18 protein-coding genes are annotated in these 16,904 nt (G+C 68.5%); 11 read left to right on the forward strand and 7 right to left on the reverse strand.

The window, feature by feature from the left end:
• Window positions 1–27 precede the first annotated feature (27 nt).
• The 5 genes from EDC82_RS04555 to EDC82_RS04575 all read left to right on the forward strand — a co-directional run bounded on the left by EDC82_RS04555 (window position 28) and on the right by EDC82_RS04575 (window position 4,746).
• On the forward strand, window positions 28–942 hold the full coding sequence (locus EDC82_RS04555; protein WP_006946039.1) for a F0F1 ATP synthase subunit gamma: 915 nt from the start codon (window positions 28–30) through the stop codon (window positions 940–942).
• 24 nt (window positions 943–966) lie between these two features.
• On the forward strand, window positions 967–2,427 hold the full coding sequence (atpD, locus tag EDC82_RS04560) for a F0F1 ATP synthase subunit beta (protein WP_062256367.1): 1,461 nt from the start codon (window positions 967–969) through the stop codon (window positions 2,425–2,427).
• A gap of 139 nt (window positions 2,428–2,566) precedes the next feature.
• On the forward strand, window positions 2,567–3,919 hold the full coding sequence (locus EDC82_RS04565; protein ID WP_131940729.1) for a uracil-xanthine permease family protein: 1,353 nt from the start codon (window positions 2,567–2,569) through the stop codon (window positions 3,917–3,919).
• 105 nt (window positions 3,920–4,024) lie between these two features.
• Window positions 4,025–4,291, forward strand: a complete 267-nt coding sequence (locus EDC82_RS04570) for a F0F1 ATP synthase subunit epsilon (RefSeq protein WP_006945873.1) — start codon at window positions 4,025–4,027, stop codon at window positions 4,289–4,291.
• A gap of 14 nt (window positions 4,292–4,305) precedes the next feature.
• Window positions 4,306–4,746: a DUF2550 family protein gene (locus EDC82_RS04575; RefSeq protein ID WP_006945926.1), complete on the forward strand. Its 441-nt coding sequence runs from the start codon at window positions 4,306–4,308 to the stop codon at window positions 4,744–4,746.
• 155 nt (window positions 4,747–4,901) lie between these two features.
• Here the strand turns inward: EDC82_RS04575 and EDC82_RS04580 are convergent, their stop codons facing one another.
• Window positions 4,902–5,513, reverse strand: a complete 612-nt coding sequence (locus EDC82_RS04580; RefSeq protein ID WP_074046540.1) for a cob(I)yrinic acid a,c-diamide adenosyltransferase — start codon at window positions 5,511–5,513, stop codon at window positions 4,902–4,904.
• Between the two features lie 209 nt (window positions 5,514–5,722).
• Here EDC82_RS04580 and EDC82_RS04585 point away from each other — a divergent pair, with 209 nt between their 5' ends.
• Window positions 5,723–6,118 carry an STAS domain-containing protein gene (locus EDC82_RS04585; RefSeq protein WP_160126190.1) on the forward strand — a complete coding sequence of 132 codons (396 nt, stop codon included), beginning with the start codon at window positions 5,723–5,725 and terminating at the stop codon, window positions 6,116–6,118.
• 85 nt (window positions 6,119–6,203) lie between these two features.
• Here the strand turns inward: EDC82_RS04585 and nucS are convergent, their stop codons facing one another.
• Together nucS and EDC82_RS04595 are read right to left on the reverse strand one after the other, a co-directional pair.
• Window positions 6,204–6,899 (reverse strand): endonuclease NucS, encoded by a 696-nt coding sequence (gene nucS, locus EDC82_RS04590; RefSeq protein WP_038567383.1) that lies wholly within the window; start codon window positions 6,897–6,899, stop codon window positions 6,204–6,206.
• Window positions 6,900–6,908: 9 nt separating this feature from the next.
• Window positions 6,909–7,724, reverse strand: coding sequence for a hypothetical protein (locus tag EDC82_RS04595; protein WP_038567386.1), 816 nt, complete (start codon window positions 7,722–7,724; stop codon window positions 6,909–6,911).
• 63 nt (window positions 7,725–7,787) lie between these two features.
• On the opposite strand from EDC82_RS04595, the gene EDC82_RS04600 reads away from it, so the two are divergent.
• From EDC82_RS04600 to EDC82_RS04610, 3 genes are all read left to right on the forward strand, one after another.
• Window positions 7,788–9,485, forward strand: a complete 1,698-nt coding sequence (locus EDC82_RS04600; RefSeq protein ID WP_131940731.1) for a 3-hydroxybutyryl-CoA dehydrogenase — start codon at window positions 7,788–7,790, stop codon at window positions 9,483–9,485.
• A gap of 44 nt (window positions 9,486–9,529) precedes the next feature.
• The gene (locus tag EDC82_RS04605; RefSeq protein WP_231729374.1) at window positions 9,530–9,784 is read left to right on the forward strand and encodes a hypothetical protein; all 255 of its coding nucleotides are present in this window, start codon (window positions 9,530–9,532) and stop codon (window positions 9,782–9,784) included.
• Between the two features lie 76 nt (window positions 9,785–9,860).
• A complete protein-coding gene (locus EDC82_RS04610) occupies window positions 9,861–10,616 on the forward strand; it encodes an alpha/beta hydrolase (RefSeq protein ID WP_006946044.1) in 756 nt (251 codons plus the stop codon).
• Between the two features lie 216 nt (window positions 10,617–10,832).
• On the opposite strand, the gene EDC82_RS04615 is transcribed toward EDC82_RS04610, so the two are convergent.
• From EDC82_RS04615 to mce, 4 genes are all read right to left on the reverse strand, one after another.
• The gene (locus EDC82_RS04615; RefSeq protein ID WP_131940733.1) at window positions 10,833–11,978 is read right to left on the reverse strand and encodes an IS30 family transposase; all 1,146 of its coding nucleotides are present in this window, start codon (window positions 11,976–11,978) and stop codon (window positions 10,833–10,835) included.
• Window positions 11,979–12,059: 81 nt separating this feature from the next.
• Complete coding sequence (locus tag EDC82_RS04620; protein WP_131940735.1) at window positions 12,060–12,491, reverse strand: cytidine deaminase; 432 nt, start codon at window positions 12,489–12,491, stop codon at window positions 12,060–12,062.
• Window positions 12,492–12,684: 193 nt separating this feature from the next.
• Complete coding sequence (locus EDC82_RS04625; RefSeq protein ID WP_131940737.1) at window positions 12,685–13,788, reverse strand: permease; 1,104 nt, start codon at window positions 13,786–13,788, stop codon at window positions 12,685–12,687.
• 317 nt (window positions 13,789–14,105) lie between these two features.
• Window positions 14,106–14,555 carry a methylmalonyl-CoA epimerase gene (gene mce, locus EDC82_RS04630; RefSeq protein WP_038567399.1) on the reverse strand — a complete coding sequence of 150 codons (450 nt, stop codon included), beginning with the start codon at window positions 14,553–14,555 and terminating at the stop codon, window positions 14,106–14,108.
• A gap of 123 nt (window positions 14,556–14,678) precedes the next feature.
• Here mce and EDC82_RS04635 point away from each other — a divergent pair, with 123 nt between their 5' ends.
• Together EDC82_RS04635 and meaB are read left to right on the forward strand one after the other, a co-directional pair.
• On the forward strand, window positions 14,679–15,872 hold the full coding sequence (locus tag EDC82_RS04635) for an acetyl-CoA C-acetyltransferase (protein WP_131940739.1): 1,194 nt from the start codon (window positions 14,679–14,681) through the stop codon (window positions 15,870–15,872).
• A gap of 25 nt (window positions 15,873–15,897) precedes the next feature.
• A complete protein-coding gene (gene meaB, locus EDC82_RS04640; RefSeq protein WP_062257747.1) occupies window positions 15,898–16,848 on the forward strand; it encodes a methylmalonyl Co-A mutase-associated GTPase MeaB in 951 nt (316 codons plus the stop codon).
• The last annotated feature ends 56 nt before the right edge of the window (window positions 16,849–16,904 follow it).

Below are 16,904 nucleotides of genomic sequence, written 5' to 3' on the forward strand. Positions count from 1 at the left end.
AGCACCAGTACAGAGAGGCGGAAAGCTATGGGAGCGCAGCAGCGGGTCTACCGCCAGCGCATCCGGTCCGTCCAGGCGACCAAGAAGATCACGCGCGCGATGGAGCTCATCGCTGCCTCGCGCGTGGTCAAGGCGCGCGAGGCCGTCGCGAAGTCGACGCCCTACGCCGTGGCCCTGACCCGAGCCGTCTCCTCGGTCGCGTCCTCCACGTCGGACATCGACCACGCACTGACGACGGAGCGCGAGAACGTCAAGCGCGCCGGCGTCCTCATCGTCACGGCTGACCGCGGCCTCGCCGGCTCGTACTCGGTCAACGCGATGAAGGAAGCCCAGCAGCTCATCACCAAGCTCGAGCACGAGGGCAAGGAGGTCGTCCCCTACCTCGTCGGCCGCAAGGGCGTGAGCTACTACAAGTTCCGCCGTCGCGAGTACGAGGCAGAGTGGACGGGCTTCACCGACAGCCCCAAGTTCGAGAACGCCGAGGAGATCGGTGAGCGTCTGACCGCCGACTTCCATGCCGGTGCCGAGGGTGGCGGGGTCGACGAACTGCACGTCGTCTACACCGAGTTCCAGTCGATGGTGACGCAGCAGGCCCGCGTCATCCGTCTGCTGCCGCTCGAGGTGGCCGAGGGTCAGCTCGACCTCGACGGCGACGGCAAGCCCGACGGACCGCTTCCGCTCTACGACTTCGAGCCGAACGCCGAGGGCGTGCTCGATGCGCTGCTGCCGAAGTACGTCACGGCTCGCATCTTCAACGCGCTCCTGCAGTCGGCCGCTTCCGAGCTCGCTGCCCGCCAGCGCGCGATGAAGTCCGCCACGGACAACGCGACCGAACTCATCAAGACCTACACCCGACTGGCCAACCAGGCCCGTCAGGCCGAGATTACGCAAGAGATCAGCGAGATCGTGGGTGGCGCCAGCGCCCTCGCCGATGCCAGCTGACCGCCTTCACGTAAAGGAATCCTCATGACTGCCACCATCAACGAAAGCGCAACCGCGGCCCCGGCCGCGGGCGGCGTGGGCCGCGTCTCGCGCGTCATCGGCCCGGTCGTCGACGTCGAGTTCTCGGCCGACACGATGCCGGAGGTCTACAACCTCCTGACGCTCGAGGTCTCGCTCAACGGCGAGCAGAAGAACATCAACCTCGAGGTCGCCCAGCACATCGGTGACTGGATGGTTCGCGCCATCTCGCTGCAGCCGACGGACGGCATCGTCCGCGGCTCCGAGGTGCGCGACTCCGGCGGGCCGATCTCCGTACCGGTCGGCGACGTCACCCTCGGCCACGTCTTCAACGCGACGGGTGACTGCCTCGACCTCGAAGAGGGCGAGCAGCTCGAGGTCAAGGAGCGCTGGGGTATCCACCGTACGGCGCCCGCGTTCGACCAGCTCGAGTCCAAGACGACGATGTTCGAGACGGGCATCAAGGTCATCGACCTGCTGACCCCGTACGTCCAGGGCGGAAAGATCGGCCTGTTCGGTGGTGCCGGTGTCGGCAAGACCGTTCTGATCCAGGAGATGATCGCTCGAGTCGCTCGCAACCACGGTGGTGTGTCCGTGTTCGCCGGTGTCGGTGAGCGCACCCGTGAGGGCAACGACCTCATGGTCGAGATGGAAGAGGCCGGCGTCCTCGGCCAGACCGCGCTCGTGTTCGGCCAGATGGACGAGCCGCCGGGAACGCGTCTTCGCGTCGCCCTGTCGGCGCTGACGATGGCGGAGTACTTCCGCGACGTGCAGAAGCAGGACGTGCTGCTGTTCATCGACAACATCTTCCGCTTCACGCAGGCCGGTTCCGAGGTCTCCACGCTGCTCGGCCGCATGCCGTCCGCCGTGGGTTACCAGCCGACGCTGGCCGACGAGATGGGTGTGCTCCAGGAGCGCATCACCTCGACGCGTGGTCACTCGATCACGTCGATGCAGGCCATCTACGTGCCGGCCGACGACTACACCGACCCGGCCCCGGCGACGACGTTCGCGCACCTCGACGCGACGACCGAGCTCTCGCGTGACATCGCGTCGATGGGTATCTACCCGGCCGTGGACCCGCTGACGTCGACGTCGCGCATCCTCGACCCGCGTTACATCTCGAAGGAGCACTACGAGACGGCGGTTCGCATCAAGTCGATCCTGCAGCGCAACAAGGAACTGCAGGACATCATCGCGATCCTCGGTATCGATGAGCTCTCCGAAGAGGACAAGATTCTCGTCAACCGCGCTCGCCGCATCCAGCGCTTCCTGTCGCAGAACACCTACGTCGCCAAGCAGTTCACCGGCATCGAGGGTTCGACGGTGTCGCTGCAGGACTCGATCGAGGCCTTCACGAAGATCGCGGACGGCGACTACGACCACGTCCCCGAGCAGGCCTTCTTCATGTGTGGTGGCCTCGACGACGTCGAGCGTCAGGCCGCGGAGCTGGCCAAGCAGGACTGATTCGCGCGCCGCGGCGGGGATGACCCGAGGCGGGGAGTGAGAACGACGAAGGGCTGGGGGTTTCGACCCCCGGCCCTTCGTCGTGCATCGTGAGCAGAGCGCGTCGTTGAGTCGCGGCGCGCAGGAATGAGGAGCAGGGATGGATCTGGGTCTGAAGTGGCGGGTGCGTGAGGACGACCTCACGCGCGGTGACGCGGTCGTCGCGCCGGACGAGCGCTTGGCGTGGCCGAAGACGATCGGCATCGGCATGCAGCACGTCGTCGCCATGTTCGGTGCGACGTTCCTCGTGCCGCTGCTGACGGGCTTCCCGCCGTCGACGACGCTGTTCTTCTCCGGCGTCGGCACGGTCGTCTTCCTGCTGCTGACGGCGGGGCGCGTGCCGAGCTACCTCGGCTCGTCGTTCGCGTTCATCGCGCCGCTGACGGCCGCGACGAAGGCGCACGACATGGCGACGGCGCTGGGCGGCGTCGTCATGGCGGGCCTGGCTCTGGCGCTCGTCGGGCTCGTCGTCCAGGTCGCCGGCGACGGCTGGTTGCGTGCGCTCATGCCGCCGGTCGTCACGGGCACGATCGTCGCGCTCATCGGCCTCAACCTCGCGCCTGCGGCCAAGGGCAACTTCATGAAGGCGCCTGTGACGGCGCCCGTCACCCTGGTCGTCATCCTCGCGGTGACGGTGCTCGCGAAGGGGCTGCTCGGGCGCCTCAGCATCCTCATCGGTGTGCTCACCGGGTATCTCGTCGCGTGCCTGCGCGGTGAGGTCGACTTCGACGCCGTGGATTCCGCCGCCTGGATCGGACTGCCGCACTTCGCGTCGCCGTCGTTCTCGTGGTCGGTCGTCGGGCTGTTCGTGCCGGTCGTGCTCGTGCTGATCGCGGAGAACATCGGCCACGTGAAGTCGGTCGCGCAGATGACGGACCGCAACCTCGACGACGTCTCGGGGCGTGCGCTGCTCGGTGACGGCCTCGCCACGACGCTCGCCGGCTTCGGTGGCGGCTCGGGCACGACGACGTATGCCGAGAACATCGGCGTCATGGCGGCGACGAAGGTGTATTCGACGGCGGCCTACTGGGTCGCGGCCATCACGGCGATCGGGCTGTCGTTCCTGCCGAAGTTCGGCGCGATCATCTCGACGATCCCGCCCGGCGTCCTCGGGGGAGCGGCGACGGTCCTCTACGGCATGATCGGCATGCTCGGCGTGCGCATCTGGATGGAGAACCGCGTCGACTTCGCCAACCCCGTCAACCTCATGACGGCTGCGGTCGCGCTCATCGTCGGCATCGCCGACTACACGTGGACGATCGGTGACGTCGCCTTTGCCGGCATCGCCCTCGGTACGTTCGCGGCGGTCGTCGTGTTCCACCTCATGCGCGCCGGGGCGCGGGTTTCGGGGGCGCTCGCCGATCCGCTCGCGCCGCTGCCGCACGAAGGTGCGTCCGTCGCGGGCGCGTCGGCCGACGCAGACGCCGACGCGCGAGCGGACGGGCGTCGCTGACGACCCCTGTCGCACGGGCGTGCACACCCACCGGGTGGGCCGCGCGCCCCGGCCCGATTCGCCCGCTATCATGGGGGAAATCACCGACTCGAAGAGGAAGCCCGCATGAGCACCCTGAACGTCAAGTTCGTCGCTGCCGACCGTGAGGTCTGGGAGGGCGAGGCGAGCCGCCTGATCGCACGGACCACCGAAGGTGAGATCGGCATCCTGCCCGGTCACCAGCCGATCCTGTCCGTCCTCGTCGAGGGCGACGTCGTCGTCGTGCCCGCGCAGGGCGAGCGCCGTACGGTCAAGATCGACGGCGGGTTTCTCTCCGTCGACAAGGACGTGGTGACGGTCGTCGCTCAGCACGTCGAGATGGCCGGGGTCTGAGGCGGTTTCGAACCATGGATTCAGCGATGACGGCCGGCGAGATCACTCTCGCGCTGGCCGTCATCCTGGTCTTGCTGGCTCTGGCGGCGATGGTGCTGCGCACGCGCGCCATCGGCCGCGACGGCAACCTCGCCGTCATGGCGGTTCGCTACCCCGGCGCGTCGTGGCGCACCGGGATGGTGCGGTACCGCCACGATCGTCTCGAGTGGTTCTCGTTCCGCTCGATGACGATGTCGCCGCGGCGCACCTGGGCGCGCGGCGACTTCTTCCTCGGTTCGCGCGCTCAGCTCGCGGACGGTGACCGCCCGGCGGCCCTGTCGGGTGACGCGGTGAGCGTCGACGTGCGCTGCGGTGAAGAGGCCTTCACCATCGCCATGGCGCCCGGTGACTACACCGCGATGCGCTCGTGGAGCGAGTCCGCACCGCCCGGATTGCACGCGGACGCCCTGGTCTGAGACCCCCGTCCGGCGTCTCTGACGGTCGACGCCCCGCCCAGCGGCATTGCTTTCGCGACCTCGACCGCCGCGATGGTCGGGTTTGGCACGGAGAGCGCGCCTCGTTCCCAAGGCCGCCCCGTCGGCCGCATCCCACGTCTGGAGCGGGCTGGGGCTCAGCGCCCCCCGCCGGGCTGCCACAACACGTCGCCGGGGCCTTGGGCGTTGGCGTAGCGCGCGAACACGAACAGGGCGTCCGAGAGCCGGTTGAGATACCTGGCCGTCAGCGGGTTGACGCCGCCGGGACGCTCGTCGTCGGGCTCGGCGCTCTCGCTCCCGTGGGCGTCGATGGCCGCCCAGCAGGCACGCTCGGCGCGCCGCACGACCGTCCGCGCGAGGTGGAGATAGGCCGCCGCCTGAGTGCCGCCGGCGAGGACGAAGGAACGCAGCGTCGGCAGGTCGGCACCGAACTCGTCGCAGGCGGTCTCGAGTTCGTCGATCCACTCCTGCTGGACGCGCAGGGGAGGGTGCGCGGGCTGTGTCACGAGGGGTGTCGACAGGTCGGCGCCGACGTCGAACAGGTCGTTCTGGATGCGCAGGAGCATTGGGCGCAGCCGCTCAGGCAGATCGGGGGCACACGTGAGCGCGAGGCCGAGCGCGGCGCCGGCCTCGTCCGCGTCGGCGTAGGCGACGAGGCGCGGGTCGTTCTTCGACGTCCGGCTGAAGTCGCCGAGGCCCGTGCTCCCGTCGTCACCGGTGCGGGTGTAGATCGTGCTGAGAACCACCATGCCCCCACTGTTTCACGTACGCCCGATGGGAGGCGTTCAGACCGTTGCCACTTCGTTACGCCGTGCGGCGAACGTTCACCCGGCGCCGTGCGTCTTTACCAATGACGGCACCCGCCGGAGGCGACGCCTCCACGCCGGGTGGGGCGCGCGACGCGCCGGCCGTCCACGAACAGCTCGGCCCGCACGGGCGAGTGACGAGGGGGGCGATCATGGCCGAGACGACGAGGCGCACGCACGCGTCGCGCTCCGAGACACTCGCGACGGGTGCGCACCTCGTCATCGACCACCCCGTCCCCGGGCGCGAGATCATCATCAACGGCCCCGTCAGCGCACGCACGAGCGACCGCGTCCGCACGGCATTGCACACCGCACTGGCGGGCGGTGACGGCGACCTCGTCGTCCACCTGGCCAACGCGCAGGTGTGGGATGCGGCCGGGCTGGGCGTCATGGTCGGCGCGCATCACCGGGCCGAGCGTCGGCGGCGTCGCCTCGTCGTCGCCGATGCCTCGCCGCGTCTGTGCCGTTTGCTCGCAGGCACCCGCCTCGACCGGGTCATGAACGTCTCCGGCGCCTGCGGCTACGTCCCGCTGGCGCGCACTGCCTGACGCGCACGGCCTGACGCGTGGCGAAGGCACGACGCACGCGTGCGCCCAGCCTCGCGACCTGAGCACCCCCGAACCTCGAGGCGGATCAGAACAACCGGCGCTCGGAGTCGTCGATGCCCTTGAGCGCGTCGTAGTCGAGCACGACGCAGCGGATGCCGCGATCCTCCGCGAGCGTGCGGGCCTGCGGTTTGATCGTCTGGGCGGCGAAGACGCCGCTGACGGGGGCGATGTGCGGGTCGCGGTTGAGTAGTTCGAGGTAGCGCGTCAGTTGCTCGACTCCGTCGATCGTGCCGTGGCGCTTGAGTTCGACGGCGACGGTGGCTCCGCCCGAGTCCTTGCACATGATGTCGACCGGCCCGATCGCCGTCATGTATTCGCGCCGCATCAACGTGTAGCCCTCACCGAGGGTCTCGATGTGCTGTGCGAGCAGCTTCTGCAGCTGCGCCTCGACGCCGTCCTTGACGAGGCCCGGGTCGACGCCGAGGTCATGGGCCGAGTCGTGATGGACGGTGTGCAACCGGATGCGCAGCCGGTCGTCCGACTTGCCGTGCTGCACGAGCCACACGCTCGTCACGCCGTCGGCGACCTCGACGTCCTCGGGTTCGACCTCGGCCATCGTGCACGGCGGCGCCATCCAGTTGAGCGGCTTGTAGGAGCCGCCGTCGGAGTGGACGAGCACCGAGCCGTCGGCCTTGACCATGAGCAGGCGCTTGGCGAGGGGGAGGTGGGCCTGCAGGCGTCCCTCGTAGTCGACGCTGCATTCGGCAATCACGATTCGCACCGGACAACCTTACGCGTCGGGCTCCGACTGCCCGGCCAGGACGAAGCAGCTGCCGAGCGTGACGACGAACCCCGCGATGGCCAGCGGCCACGTGCCGCCGCGCACGGCGTCACCGAGCAGGGCGAGGCCGATGGCAGCGGGCACCACCGTCTCGATGGCGAAGGTGATGGCGGCGACGGACGTCGCCTCTCCCGCGTCGAGGGCGAAGCCGTAGGCGGTCATCGCGATGATGCCGTGGGCGATGAGCACCCAGAACGGCCAGCTCGCGATCGTGTGCAGGACGTTGCCGTCCCACGGCAGGATGCGCGCGCCGATCGCGATACCTGCGAATCCGAGCCCCGCGGTGACGGCGAGAAGCGCGCTGTTGCGGGCGCGATACGCCGCGTACCCGAACGGCACCAGGAGGGCCGCGACCACGAGCGCGGCGGGGGCCAGCCAGGTCGGCACCCCGGTGGCGTGACCCTCCTTGGCGCAGACGGCGAGCATGACGAGACCGACGCCGACTCCGACGAGCGCCATGATCTCGCGTCGCGTCAGCTTGGCGTGCAGGACGACGACGGCGAGCACGGCCGTCACCGCGACCGACCCGGCGATGACCGACTGCACGAGGAACAGTGGCAGGGTACGCAGGGCGCCGCTCGAGGCGAGGAAGGCCACGCCGTCGAGCGCGAGGCCGACGCCGTACAGCCAGCCGAAGCGCGCACGGGTGATGAGGTCGGCGCCGTCGGGCGCCTCCCTCATGCGCGCCACGCCAATCGCCTGGACGATCGTCGCTCCGCCGTAGGCGAGGGCGGCGACGAGGGCGCCGAGCAATCCGAAGATCATGAGGTCATCACGCGGTAGATCGTCCCACGAGCGGTTGGTCGTCGCATCTGAAAGACTGGGCGCATGATCAACACAGTGGGTGTCATCGGGCTCGGCACGATGGGTGCCGGCATCGTCGAAGTCTTCGCCAAGGCGGGGCTCAGCGTAATCGCCGTCGACGGTTCGGCGGAGCTCGCCGAGCGCGGCAAGGGGTTCCTCACGAAGTCCCTCGGGCGTGCCGTGAGCAAGGGCAAGCTCTCCGAGAGTGAGCGTGACGAGATCGTCGGCCGTGTCGCGTTCGGCGACGACCTCGCCGCGATGAAGGACGCCGACCTCGTCATCGAGGCGGTGCCGGAGCTGCTCGAGATCAAGACGTCGATCTTCACGACGCTCGACGACATCGTTCGTGACGACTGCGTGCTCGCGACGAACACGTCGTCGCTGTCGATCACCGAGATCGCGAAGTCGACGAAGGAGCCGTCGCGCGTCATCGGCATGCACTTCTTCAACCCGGCGCCGGTGCTGCCGCTCGTCGAGGTCATCCACTCGCTGCTGACCGACGTGAAGCTCGTCGAGGACGTCCGCGAACTCGCCGTCCGCCTGGGCAAGAAGCCGGTCGTCGTCGGCGACCGTGCGGGCTTCGTCGCGAACGCGCTGCTCATCGCCTATCTCGCGCGTTCGATCCGCGCCTACGAGACGGGTCTCGCCTCCCGTGAGGACCTCGATGCTGCGATGGCGGCCGGTGTCGGCTTCCCGATGGGCCCGCTGACGCTGTGCGACCTCATCGGCCTCGACGTCGTCCACGAGGTCTGCGGCGTGCTGTACGACGCGACACATGATCCGAGCGTCGCGTCGCCGCCGCTGCTGCGTCAGATGGTGGCGGCCAGCTACCTCGGTCGCAAGAGTGGCAAGGGCTTCTACACGTACGAGGCGGCCGGCTCGGGCACCCTCGTCGCCGACGAGCGCACGCCCGGTGAGAGCAAGGCGCACAGTGGCCGCGTCGGTCTCGTCGGCGAGGGTGAGCTCGTCGACTCGCTCGCCGAGGAGATGTCGTCAGCGGGCCTCGAGCTCGTGCGGGTCACGGCGGTTGACGAGGCGTCGGCGCTCGAGGACGTCACGTTCGTCTTCGCCGTCGACGGCGGCGTCGAGGATGACGGGTGCTGCGGCGGCTCGTGCGCCTGTGGTGACGAGTGCTCGTGCGGTCATGTCGAGGGCGACGTCTCCGAGCACGCGCTGCAGATCGATGAGAAGCCGCTCATGCGCGCCGTGCGCGACGCGATCGGTGACGGCGGCGTCATCGCCACGCTCGGTGAGGGCGCGGCGACGGAGGCCGCGACCGGTGAGCCGTCGCTCGATGCGCGCGTCGTTCCCGTCGTCCTGCGTGAGAAGCAGCGCGCCGGCCAGGTGCTCGAGATCGGCCGCAGCGTCGCCATCGCGGACGACGCGGTCGAGGCCGTTCGCTCGCTCGCCGCGGCTGCGGGTTGGACGCCGGTCGTCGGCAAGGACCGCGCGGGCCTCGTCGTCGACGCGCTGCTCTACCCGCACCTCAACGACGCGGTGAAGATGTTGGACTCGGGCTACGCGAGCGTCGAGGACATCGACACGGCGATGAAGGCCGGCTGCGGTTACCCGAAGGGCCCGTTCGAGTTGCTCGACGAGGCTGGCTACGACGACGTCTCCGGTGTGCTGTCGGAGATGTACTTCGAGGCGGGGGAGACGCACCTCGTGCCGTCGCCGCTGCTGACGGAGCACCTGCTCGCGGAGCGGTCCTTCCGAGGCTGATGCCACGGCGCAACAACAGAGCGCAGGACGAGACGCGCGGCGACGTGAGCCGCGCGTTTCGTCCTGTCGACACGGTGCAGACCTACGCGGGCGGCCAGTGGACGGTGCGGGTCCTGCGCGGTAACGCCGACGGCAAGATCTACACGTGCCCGGGGTGTCAGCAGCAGTTGGCGTCATCGCTGCCGCACGTCGTCGTGTGGCCGAATGATCGGCTGGGTGACGTGACGGATCGTCGTCACTGGCACACGAGTTGCTGGCGAGCGCGAGATCGCCGTCCGCCGCGGGGTTCGTGGCGGTGAGTGTGCGCTCGCGGTCGCATAGGGTCGAGGGCGGACGACGAAGTCCGGGTTTCGTCGTGATCGTCGAGGAGGGGCGTTGAGCCTGCAGGAGATTCGCTCGAACACGGTGCTCGCTGCGCGCCGTCAGGACGTCGAACTGCACACCGCCGACGGGTTGACGCTCGTCGGTGAGTTGGCGCTGCCGCTCGAGCGAGACCCGGTGGCCACGCTCGTCACGCTGCATCCGCTGCCGACGCACGGCGGTTTCATGGACAGCCATGTCTACAAGAAGGCCGCCAACCGGCTGCCGGCGCTCGCGGACATCGCGGTGCTGCGGTTCAACACGCGTGGCACGTCGTCGCCGCGCGGGACGTCGGAGGGTGCGTTCGACTCGGCTGACGGCGAGCGTTTCGACGTCGCCGCCGCCATCGAGTTCGCGGAGTTCCACGAGTCGCCGGCGCTGACCAATCGTTGGCTGGTGGGGTGGAGCTTCGGCACGGATCTGGCGCTCATGCACGGGCTCGATCCGTCGATCGAGGGCGCGATCCTGCTGTCGCCGCCGCTGCGGTGGTCGCAGCCCGAGCACCTGGCGGCGTGGGCCGAATCGCGCAAGCCGGTGACGGCGCTCGTGCCCGAACTGGATGACAACCTGCGCCCCGACGAGGCGCGCGAGCGGTTCGCGGCCATTCCGCAGGCTGACGTCATCGGCGTCGATGGCGCGAAGCACCTGTGGGTGGGGGAGAAGTACGTGCGGCGCGTGCTCGACGAGATCGTGCGCATCGTCGCGCCGTCGAAGCTGCCCGAGGGTGGCCTGCCGACCGAGGTCGACGCTTCGCTCGTGGTCGAGGGCTGAGTTGACACGCAAGCGGTGGGCGCCTCTGTGAGCCCGGGCACCCTTGGTGGCTGTCTCGGACCGGTTGTCGACACTGACGTTCGGCGCCGCGAGGTTCTGCACGTCGTTCTGCTACCCCCTGACCGGGGCATGACCACGTGCAGACCCACCCCAGCTTGAGTGGTGCAGAAACGACGGCGGATTCAACCGGTCAACGCACCATTGATGGTGTTCAGGCTATCGGTGAAGACATCGTGGGATGAGGCCCAGCCGAGGACCTTGCGGGGCCGTTCGTTGATGCGCGTCGCGATGGTGTCGAGGTCGGTCTGGGTGAAGGAGCGTAGGTCGGCGTTCTTCGCGAGGTACTGACGCAGCAACCGGTTCGCTGGGGGCACCTCCTGCTTGGAGCGAAGCGCGCGGGGGAGTTTCGTTCGTGCCGCGCTGCCATGGCGAACGGGCGTCACAGAAGAACACTTGCATGCCCAGGGCGTGCGTCACCTGGTCGTGGAAGGCCATTTCCCTGCCGCGATCCCACGTCAACGACCGACGAAACTGCGGCGGCACGTCGGCGAGATTCTCGATGAGAGCGTCTCTGACGGCGTCAGCCTTGTACCCGTTTGGCAGGGCGACGACGCGCACCAGGCGGGTGGAGCGTTCGACGAGGGTGGCCACGGCTGATGGGCGCTGGCCCATGATGAGGTCACCTTCCCAATGGCCGACTTCGGCCCGGTCTTCGACGCTGGTGGGTCGATCGTGGATGGAGGTCATGTTCCGCAACACGCCGCGGCGTTGTCGGGGTTTCGCGACGCGCGCATGGCGCAGGGATCGCCCTGATCGCAGGAGGCTTCCCTGTCGTGGCGCACGGATCTGGCCGGTGTACAGGGCGTGGTAGATCGACTCGTGCGACAACGAATCCTGCTGTTCGCGCCGTAGCCAGTGGGCGATCTGGGTGGGTGACCACCCTCGTTCCAGCTTCGCCGCGACTAGGCTCGACAGCGCCGGGTCGCGGTGAAGACGTGAGGGTTTCGGGCGGCGCGCGTTGCGCCACGCGCCCGCGTCAGCGCTGGCCGCGCGATAGGTGCCGGGGCCGCCGTGGCGGGCGACTTCGCGGCTGATGCTCGTGTGATGCCGTCCCAGCCGAGCGGCGATGACACGGCACGACAAGCCGGCGGCGAGGCCGCGGGAGATCTCTTCACGTTCACTCAGCGACAGGTGCCGCCGGTTCCGGGCGCGCGGCGGCGGTTTCACTCCGCCATGGCGGCGCAGCAGCGTCCGGACTGGGGTTTGGCTGACGCCGATCGTGCGGGCGATGAGCCTGATCGACTCACCCTTCGCCCACAACGCCCAGACGTTCTCCTGCTGCTCGTTCGACAACCCGGCCATGACACCCACGATCCCCTATCGGTGGTGGTGCGTTGACCGGTTGAACTCGCCACCGTTTCTGCACCGACAGCAAGCGCGTACTTACCAGCGGTCGGAGAGTTCTTCGGGGAAGGCCGTCATCCAATAGTCGGGCAGGACGTCACGCAGTGACTTCGATATGATCCGTGTTGCGTCCTCACGGTCAGCGACAGCAACGAGGACGTCTGGGCCGTGAACGGCGAGTCGCTCTCGGCAGACTCCGCAGGGGCTCAGGACGAGGAATCGTCCATCTTCATGTCGGTGCAAGCAGATGGACGCTTTGATTCCCTGATTGAGCCGGTATGCCGCTGCGTAAGGTTCGATTTCGTGGCACACCTCGACTGAGGGGTTGACCGCGCTTGGCGCTGTACCTGTGACGATCGTGCCGTCGGCCAGGAGCATGGCTGCGGCACCATCGTGCCCCCCTTCAGGGAAGCGGTCTTCGATCAGCACGCGGCACGCCTGCGCCGTGGCGTCTAGTTGGTCGGGGCTCATGCGGCAATCCTAGGTCGGAGCTCTTTCCGTGCAGCTCAAACGCCGCCGCCCGGTCTGAGCGCAAGTCCTGCTGTAGCTCAAACGAAGGTTTTTGCACCATCGGGTCGACCTCGTGGCTCAACCCACCGTTTTCGCATCAGCATCCCTGATTTCAGTGATCCCGTCCCTGGCTGCTACACCCCGCCTGCGGCCCTCAGGTGAGGGCGGTGAGCAAAGCGGCTGACAACAGCCCCCCGGCGACGACCCAAGCGATGACGCTCACGGTGGTCCGAGTGCCGAAGCTGCGTGCCACCATGGCCAGCGACGGGATGCTGAGCGCGGGCAAGGTGATGAGCAGAACCCCTGCAACACCAAGACTCGCGCCGGCGGCACTCAAACCGGCGACGACGGGAATCTCCCCACCGGTGGGGATGACGAGCAGGGCGCCGACCACACCGACGAGGAGCAAGGCCAGAAGGCCAGACCCGTTCCCTAGGTGGGTGAAGTCGGACAGCCACCCGGAGAACAAACCGGTCAGTGCGACGAGGATCAGGTACTCAGGCACAACGATGGCGACATAACGCGTGAGGGCTTTAGCGAAGCGCCACGGCATGCCAGCGACGCCCTGCGGGTCGTGGTCGACGTCGATGAGTTCGTCGGCATCGACCTCGCGTGCTTGACGTTGAGCAATGAAGGCGGCACCCAGGACGACGACGACGCCGACGACGGCACGGGTGGAGACCACTTGCCAGGACATCGTCAGACCGAGGAAAAGCATGACAGCGGGGTTGAGTAGCGGGTTAGCGAGCCAGTACGCCATCACCGCACCCGCGGGTGCACCGCGGCGACGCAAACCGATTGCCACCGGCGCGGTACAGCAGGTACACATCATGCTCGGCAGGGCGAGTAGCCCGCCACTGAGGCCTTGGCCCCATGAGCTGCGGCGGTTCATGGCGTTCAACAGGAGCCGTTTCGGGATGAATGCTTCGAGTGCTGAGGCCACCAAGATCGCGACGAGCGCGGCCTTCCACACGGCTTTGACGTAGGCGCGGGTGAAATCGAGGGCTCCATGCCAGCTTGGCGCGTCACCGGGGTGGCCGGCCTCGCCGAAGATGGCCTTGCCACTCCACGCACCCGATTTCGCGAGGGCGTGAGCTTTGTCGTCATACGGGATCCACTTGGCCCACGCCAGCCCGATCACAACGATTACCAGGGTCAGGCCTACCCCCACGATGGTCACGCTACGACTCGGGCCTTGGCGTCCATCACGGCCCGAGTCGAGATGGGCGTCTGAGGTGGAAAGAGTGCTCACCAGCATGTTTCCTTCGTGTCATCGGGCGTGAGATTCTTGCGGCGCCCTGGCCAAGCGAAACGTGTGAAGCTGCGTAGCGCCATGTCCGTCGCCGTCACAACGGTAGTCCTGCCCCATACGCACGTTCCAGCACACGGTCCGCGCCGCTTGCCTAGGCGCAGCCTTTGCGGGGCACGGTCGTCGGGCGACGACGCTGCGCGCCTGAACACGTCACACCCCTCCGGGGCAGCAGCACCTGACGAGCTACGCACACCCACCGCGACGTAGCTCAAACGAACGTTTTGATACGACGCCGAGCCTTGGGGTAGAAACGATGGGCTGCCTCAGTGTCCTTCAGCCGCCGGCTCGACGAGTTCGACGAGCACTCCGCCGGCATCCTTGGGGTGGATGAAGTTGATGCGGCTGCCGCCGGTGCCGATCTTCGGCGCGTCGTAGAGCAACCGCATGCCGCGCTCGCGCAGCGTCGCGCACACGGCGTCGAGATCGCGGACGCGGTAGGCGAGCTGCTGCATGCCGGGGCCGGAGCGGTCGAGGAACTTCGCGATGCTCGACTCCGGCGACAGCGGCGCGAGCAGCTGGATGTGGCTGTGCGGGGCATCGGCCGGGCCGACCGTCATCATCGCCTCACGCACGCCCTGCTCGTCGTTCGTCTCGGTGTGCGCGCACGTCATGCCGTACGTCGACTCGTAGAAACGGATGGCGGCATCGAGGTCGGGCACCGCGATGCCGACGTGGTCGATGGCCTCGAACAAGTGCGTGATTTCGCCGGTCATGACCTCACTCTATGGTTTGCTTGGACGAGGAAGCCGGGTTAACGACGATTAACTCGGGCGATCGACACGAACCGGCGGCCGTGCGGCACCGTGACCCACGCCCGCCCGCTCACTGGAGGAACCATGACCGACACCACCGCCGTCATCGTCGCCGGAGCGCGCACCCCGATGGGTCGCCTGCTCGGCTCGCTCAAGGGCTTCTCAGGTGCCGACCTCGGTGGCCTCGCCATCAAGGGTGCGCTCGAGAAGGCCGGCGTCAAGGGCGACCAGGTCGACTACGTCATCATGGGCCAGGTGCTGACGGCCGGCGCCGGCCAGATCCCCGCGCGCCAGGCCGCCGTCAAGGGCGGCATCCCGATGGACGTGCCGGCGCTGACGATCAACAAGGTCTGCCTGTCCGGGCTCGACGCCGTGGCGCTCGCGGCCCAGCTGATCCGCGCGGGCGAGTTCGACGTCGTCGTCGCGGGCGGCCAGGAGTCGATGACGAACGCGCCGCACCTGCTCGAGAAGTCGCGCGAGGGCTACAAGTACGGCGACGTGACGATGCGCGACCACATGGCCTTCGACGGACTGTGGGACGCGTTCACCGACCAGGCGATGGGCAACCTCACCGAGCAGGCCAACGCCGGCGACGTCGAGTTCAGCCGCGAAGAGCAGGACACCTTCTCGGCCGCCTCTCACCAGAAGGCCGCCGCGGCCTGGGAGAAGGGCCTCTTCGACGACGAGGTCATCCCCGTCGAGATCCCGCAGCGCAAGGGCGAGCCAGTCGTGTTCAAGAACGACGAGGGTATCCGCGCCGACACGACGACCGAGTCGCTCGGCAAGCTGCGCCCCGCCTTCAGCAAGGACGGCACGATCACGGCAGGCTCCGCCTCCCAGATCAGCGACGGTGCCGCGGCGCTCGTCGTCATGAGCAAGACGAAGGCCCAGGAGCTGGGCCTGACCTGGATCGCCGAGGTCGGCGCGCACGGCGTCGTCGCCGGCCCCGACTCGACGCTGCAGAGCCAGCCGGCGCGCGCAATCGCGAAGGCCTGCGAGAAGGAGGGCCTCACGCCGGCCGACCTCGACGTCGTCGAGATCAACGAGGCGTTCGCCGCCGTCGGCCTGGCCTCGACGAAGGAGCTCGGCCTCGACGCGGAGAAGGTCAACCCCAACGGCGGCGCCATCGCGATTGGCCACCCGATCGGCATGTCGGGCGCGCGTCTCGTGCTGACCCTCGCCCACGAACTCAAACGCCGCGGTGGTGGCGTCGGTGCTGCCGCACTGTGCGGCGGTGGCGGCCAGGGTGACGCGCTCATCGTGCGCGTCGACGCCTGAGCGCTGACCAGGACACGGCCCGAGCATGCCGCGTGAGATCGTCGTCGACCCACTCGTCACGCGGATGCGTGGCGGTGACCGGCGCGCCCTCGCGCGGTTGCTCACGGCCATCGAGAACGACCACCCGGCGCTGCCGGAACTGGGTGTAGCCATCGCCCAGTTCACGGGCCACGCCCAGATCATCGGTCTGACGGGGCCGCCCGGCGTCGGCAAGTCGACGTCGACGGACGCACTCGTCGCGGCCTATCGCGCGCAGGGCCTCAGCGTCGCGGTGCTCGCGGTCGACCCCTCGTCGCCGTTCTCCGGTGGCGCGCTGCTCGGCGACCGCATCCGCATGGTCGGTCACTCGGGTGATTCCGGGGTGTTCGTCCGCTCGATGGCGACCCGCGGCCACCTCGGCGGGCTGTCGGCGGCGGCGCCCGCTGCACTGCGGCTGCTCGACGCTGCCGGCTTCGACATCGTGCTCGTCGAGACGGTGGGCGTCGGCCAGTCGGAGGTGCACATCGCCTCGCTCGCCGACACGACGATCGTCCTGCTCGCGCCCGGGGCCGGAGATTCCATCCAGGCCGCGAAGGCCGGGGTCCTCGAGATCGCTGACGTCTTCGTCGTCAACAAGGCCGATCACGACGGCGCGGCGGCGACCGTGCGCGACCTGCGCGCCATGATCTCGCTCGGCCAGACGGGGGAGCCGGGGCAGTGGCGCCCACCGATCGTCACGACGGTCGCAGAACGCGGCGAAGGGGCGACGGACGTCATCGACGCCATCGCGACCCACCGAGCGTGGCTGAGCGAGCACGACGAGCTGAGCCTGCGCCGCCGACGTCGGGCCGCGGGCGAGATCGAAGAGCTCGCGGTGCGGCGACTGCGTGAGCGCTGGGAACGCCCCAACGCCGAGGTGAAGCTCGAGGATCTCGCTGAGGCTGTCGCTCGAGGGGTTCTGGACCCCTACGCCGCGGCGCAGGCCGTCGCGGGTTGAGGGTGAGGGGCTCGATGCGCGTCCCGAAACCGCGCGAGAGCCCATGGCGGCGAGGC

The organism is Dermacoccus sp. SAI-028, assembly GCF_004346775.1.
Lineage (GTDB): Bacteria > Actinomycetota > Actinomycetes > Actinomycetales > Dermatophilaceae > Dermacoccus > Dermacoccus nishinomiyaensis.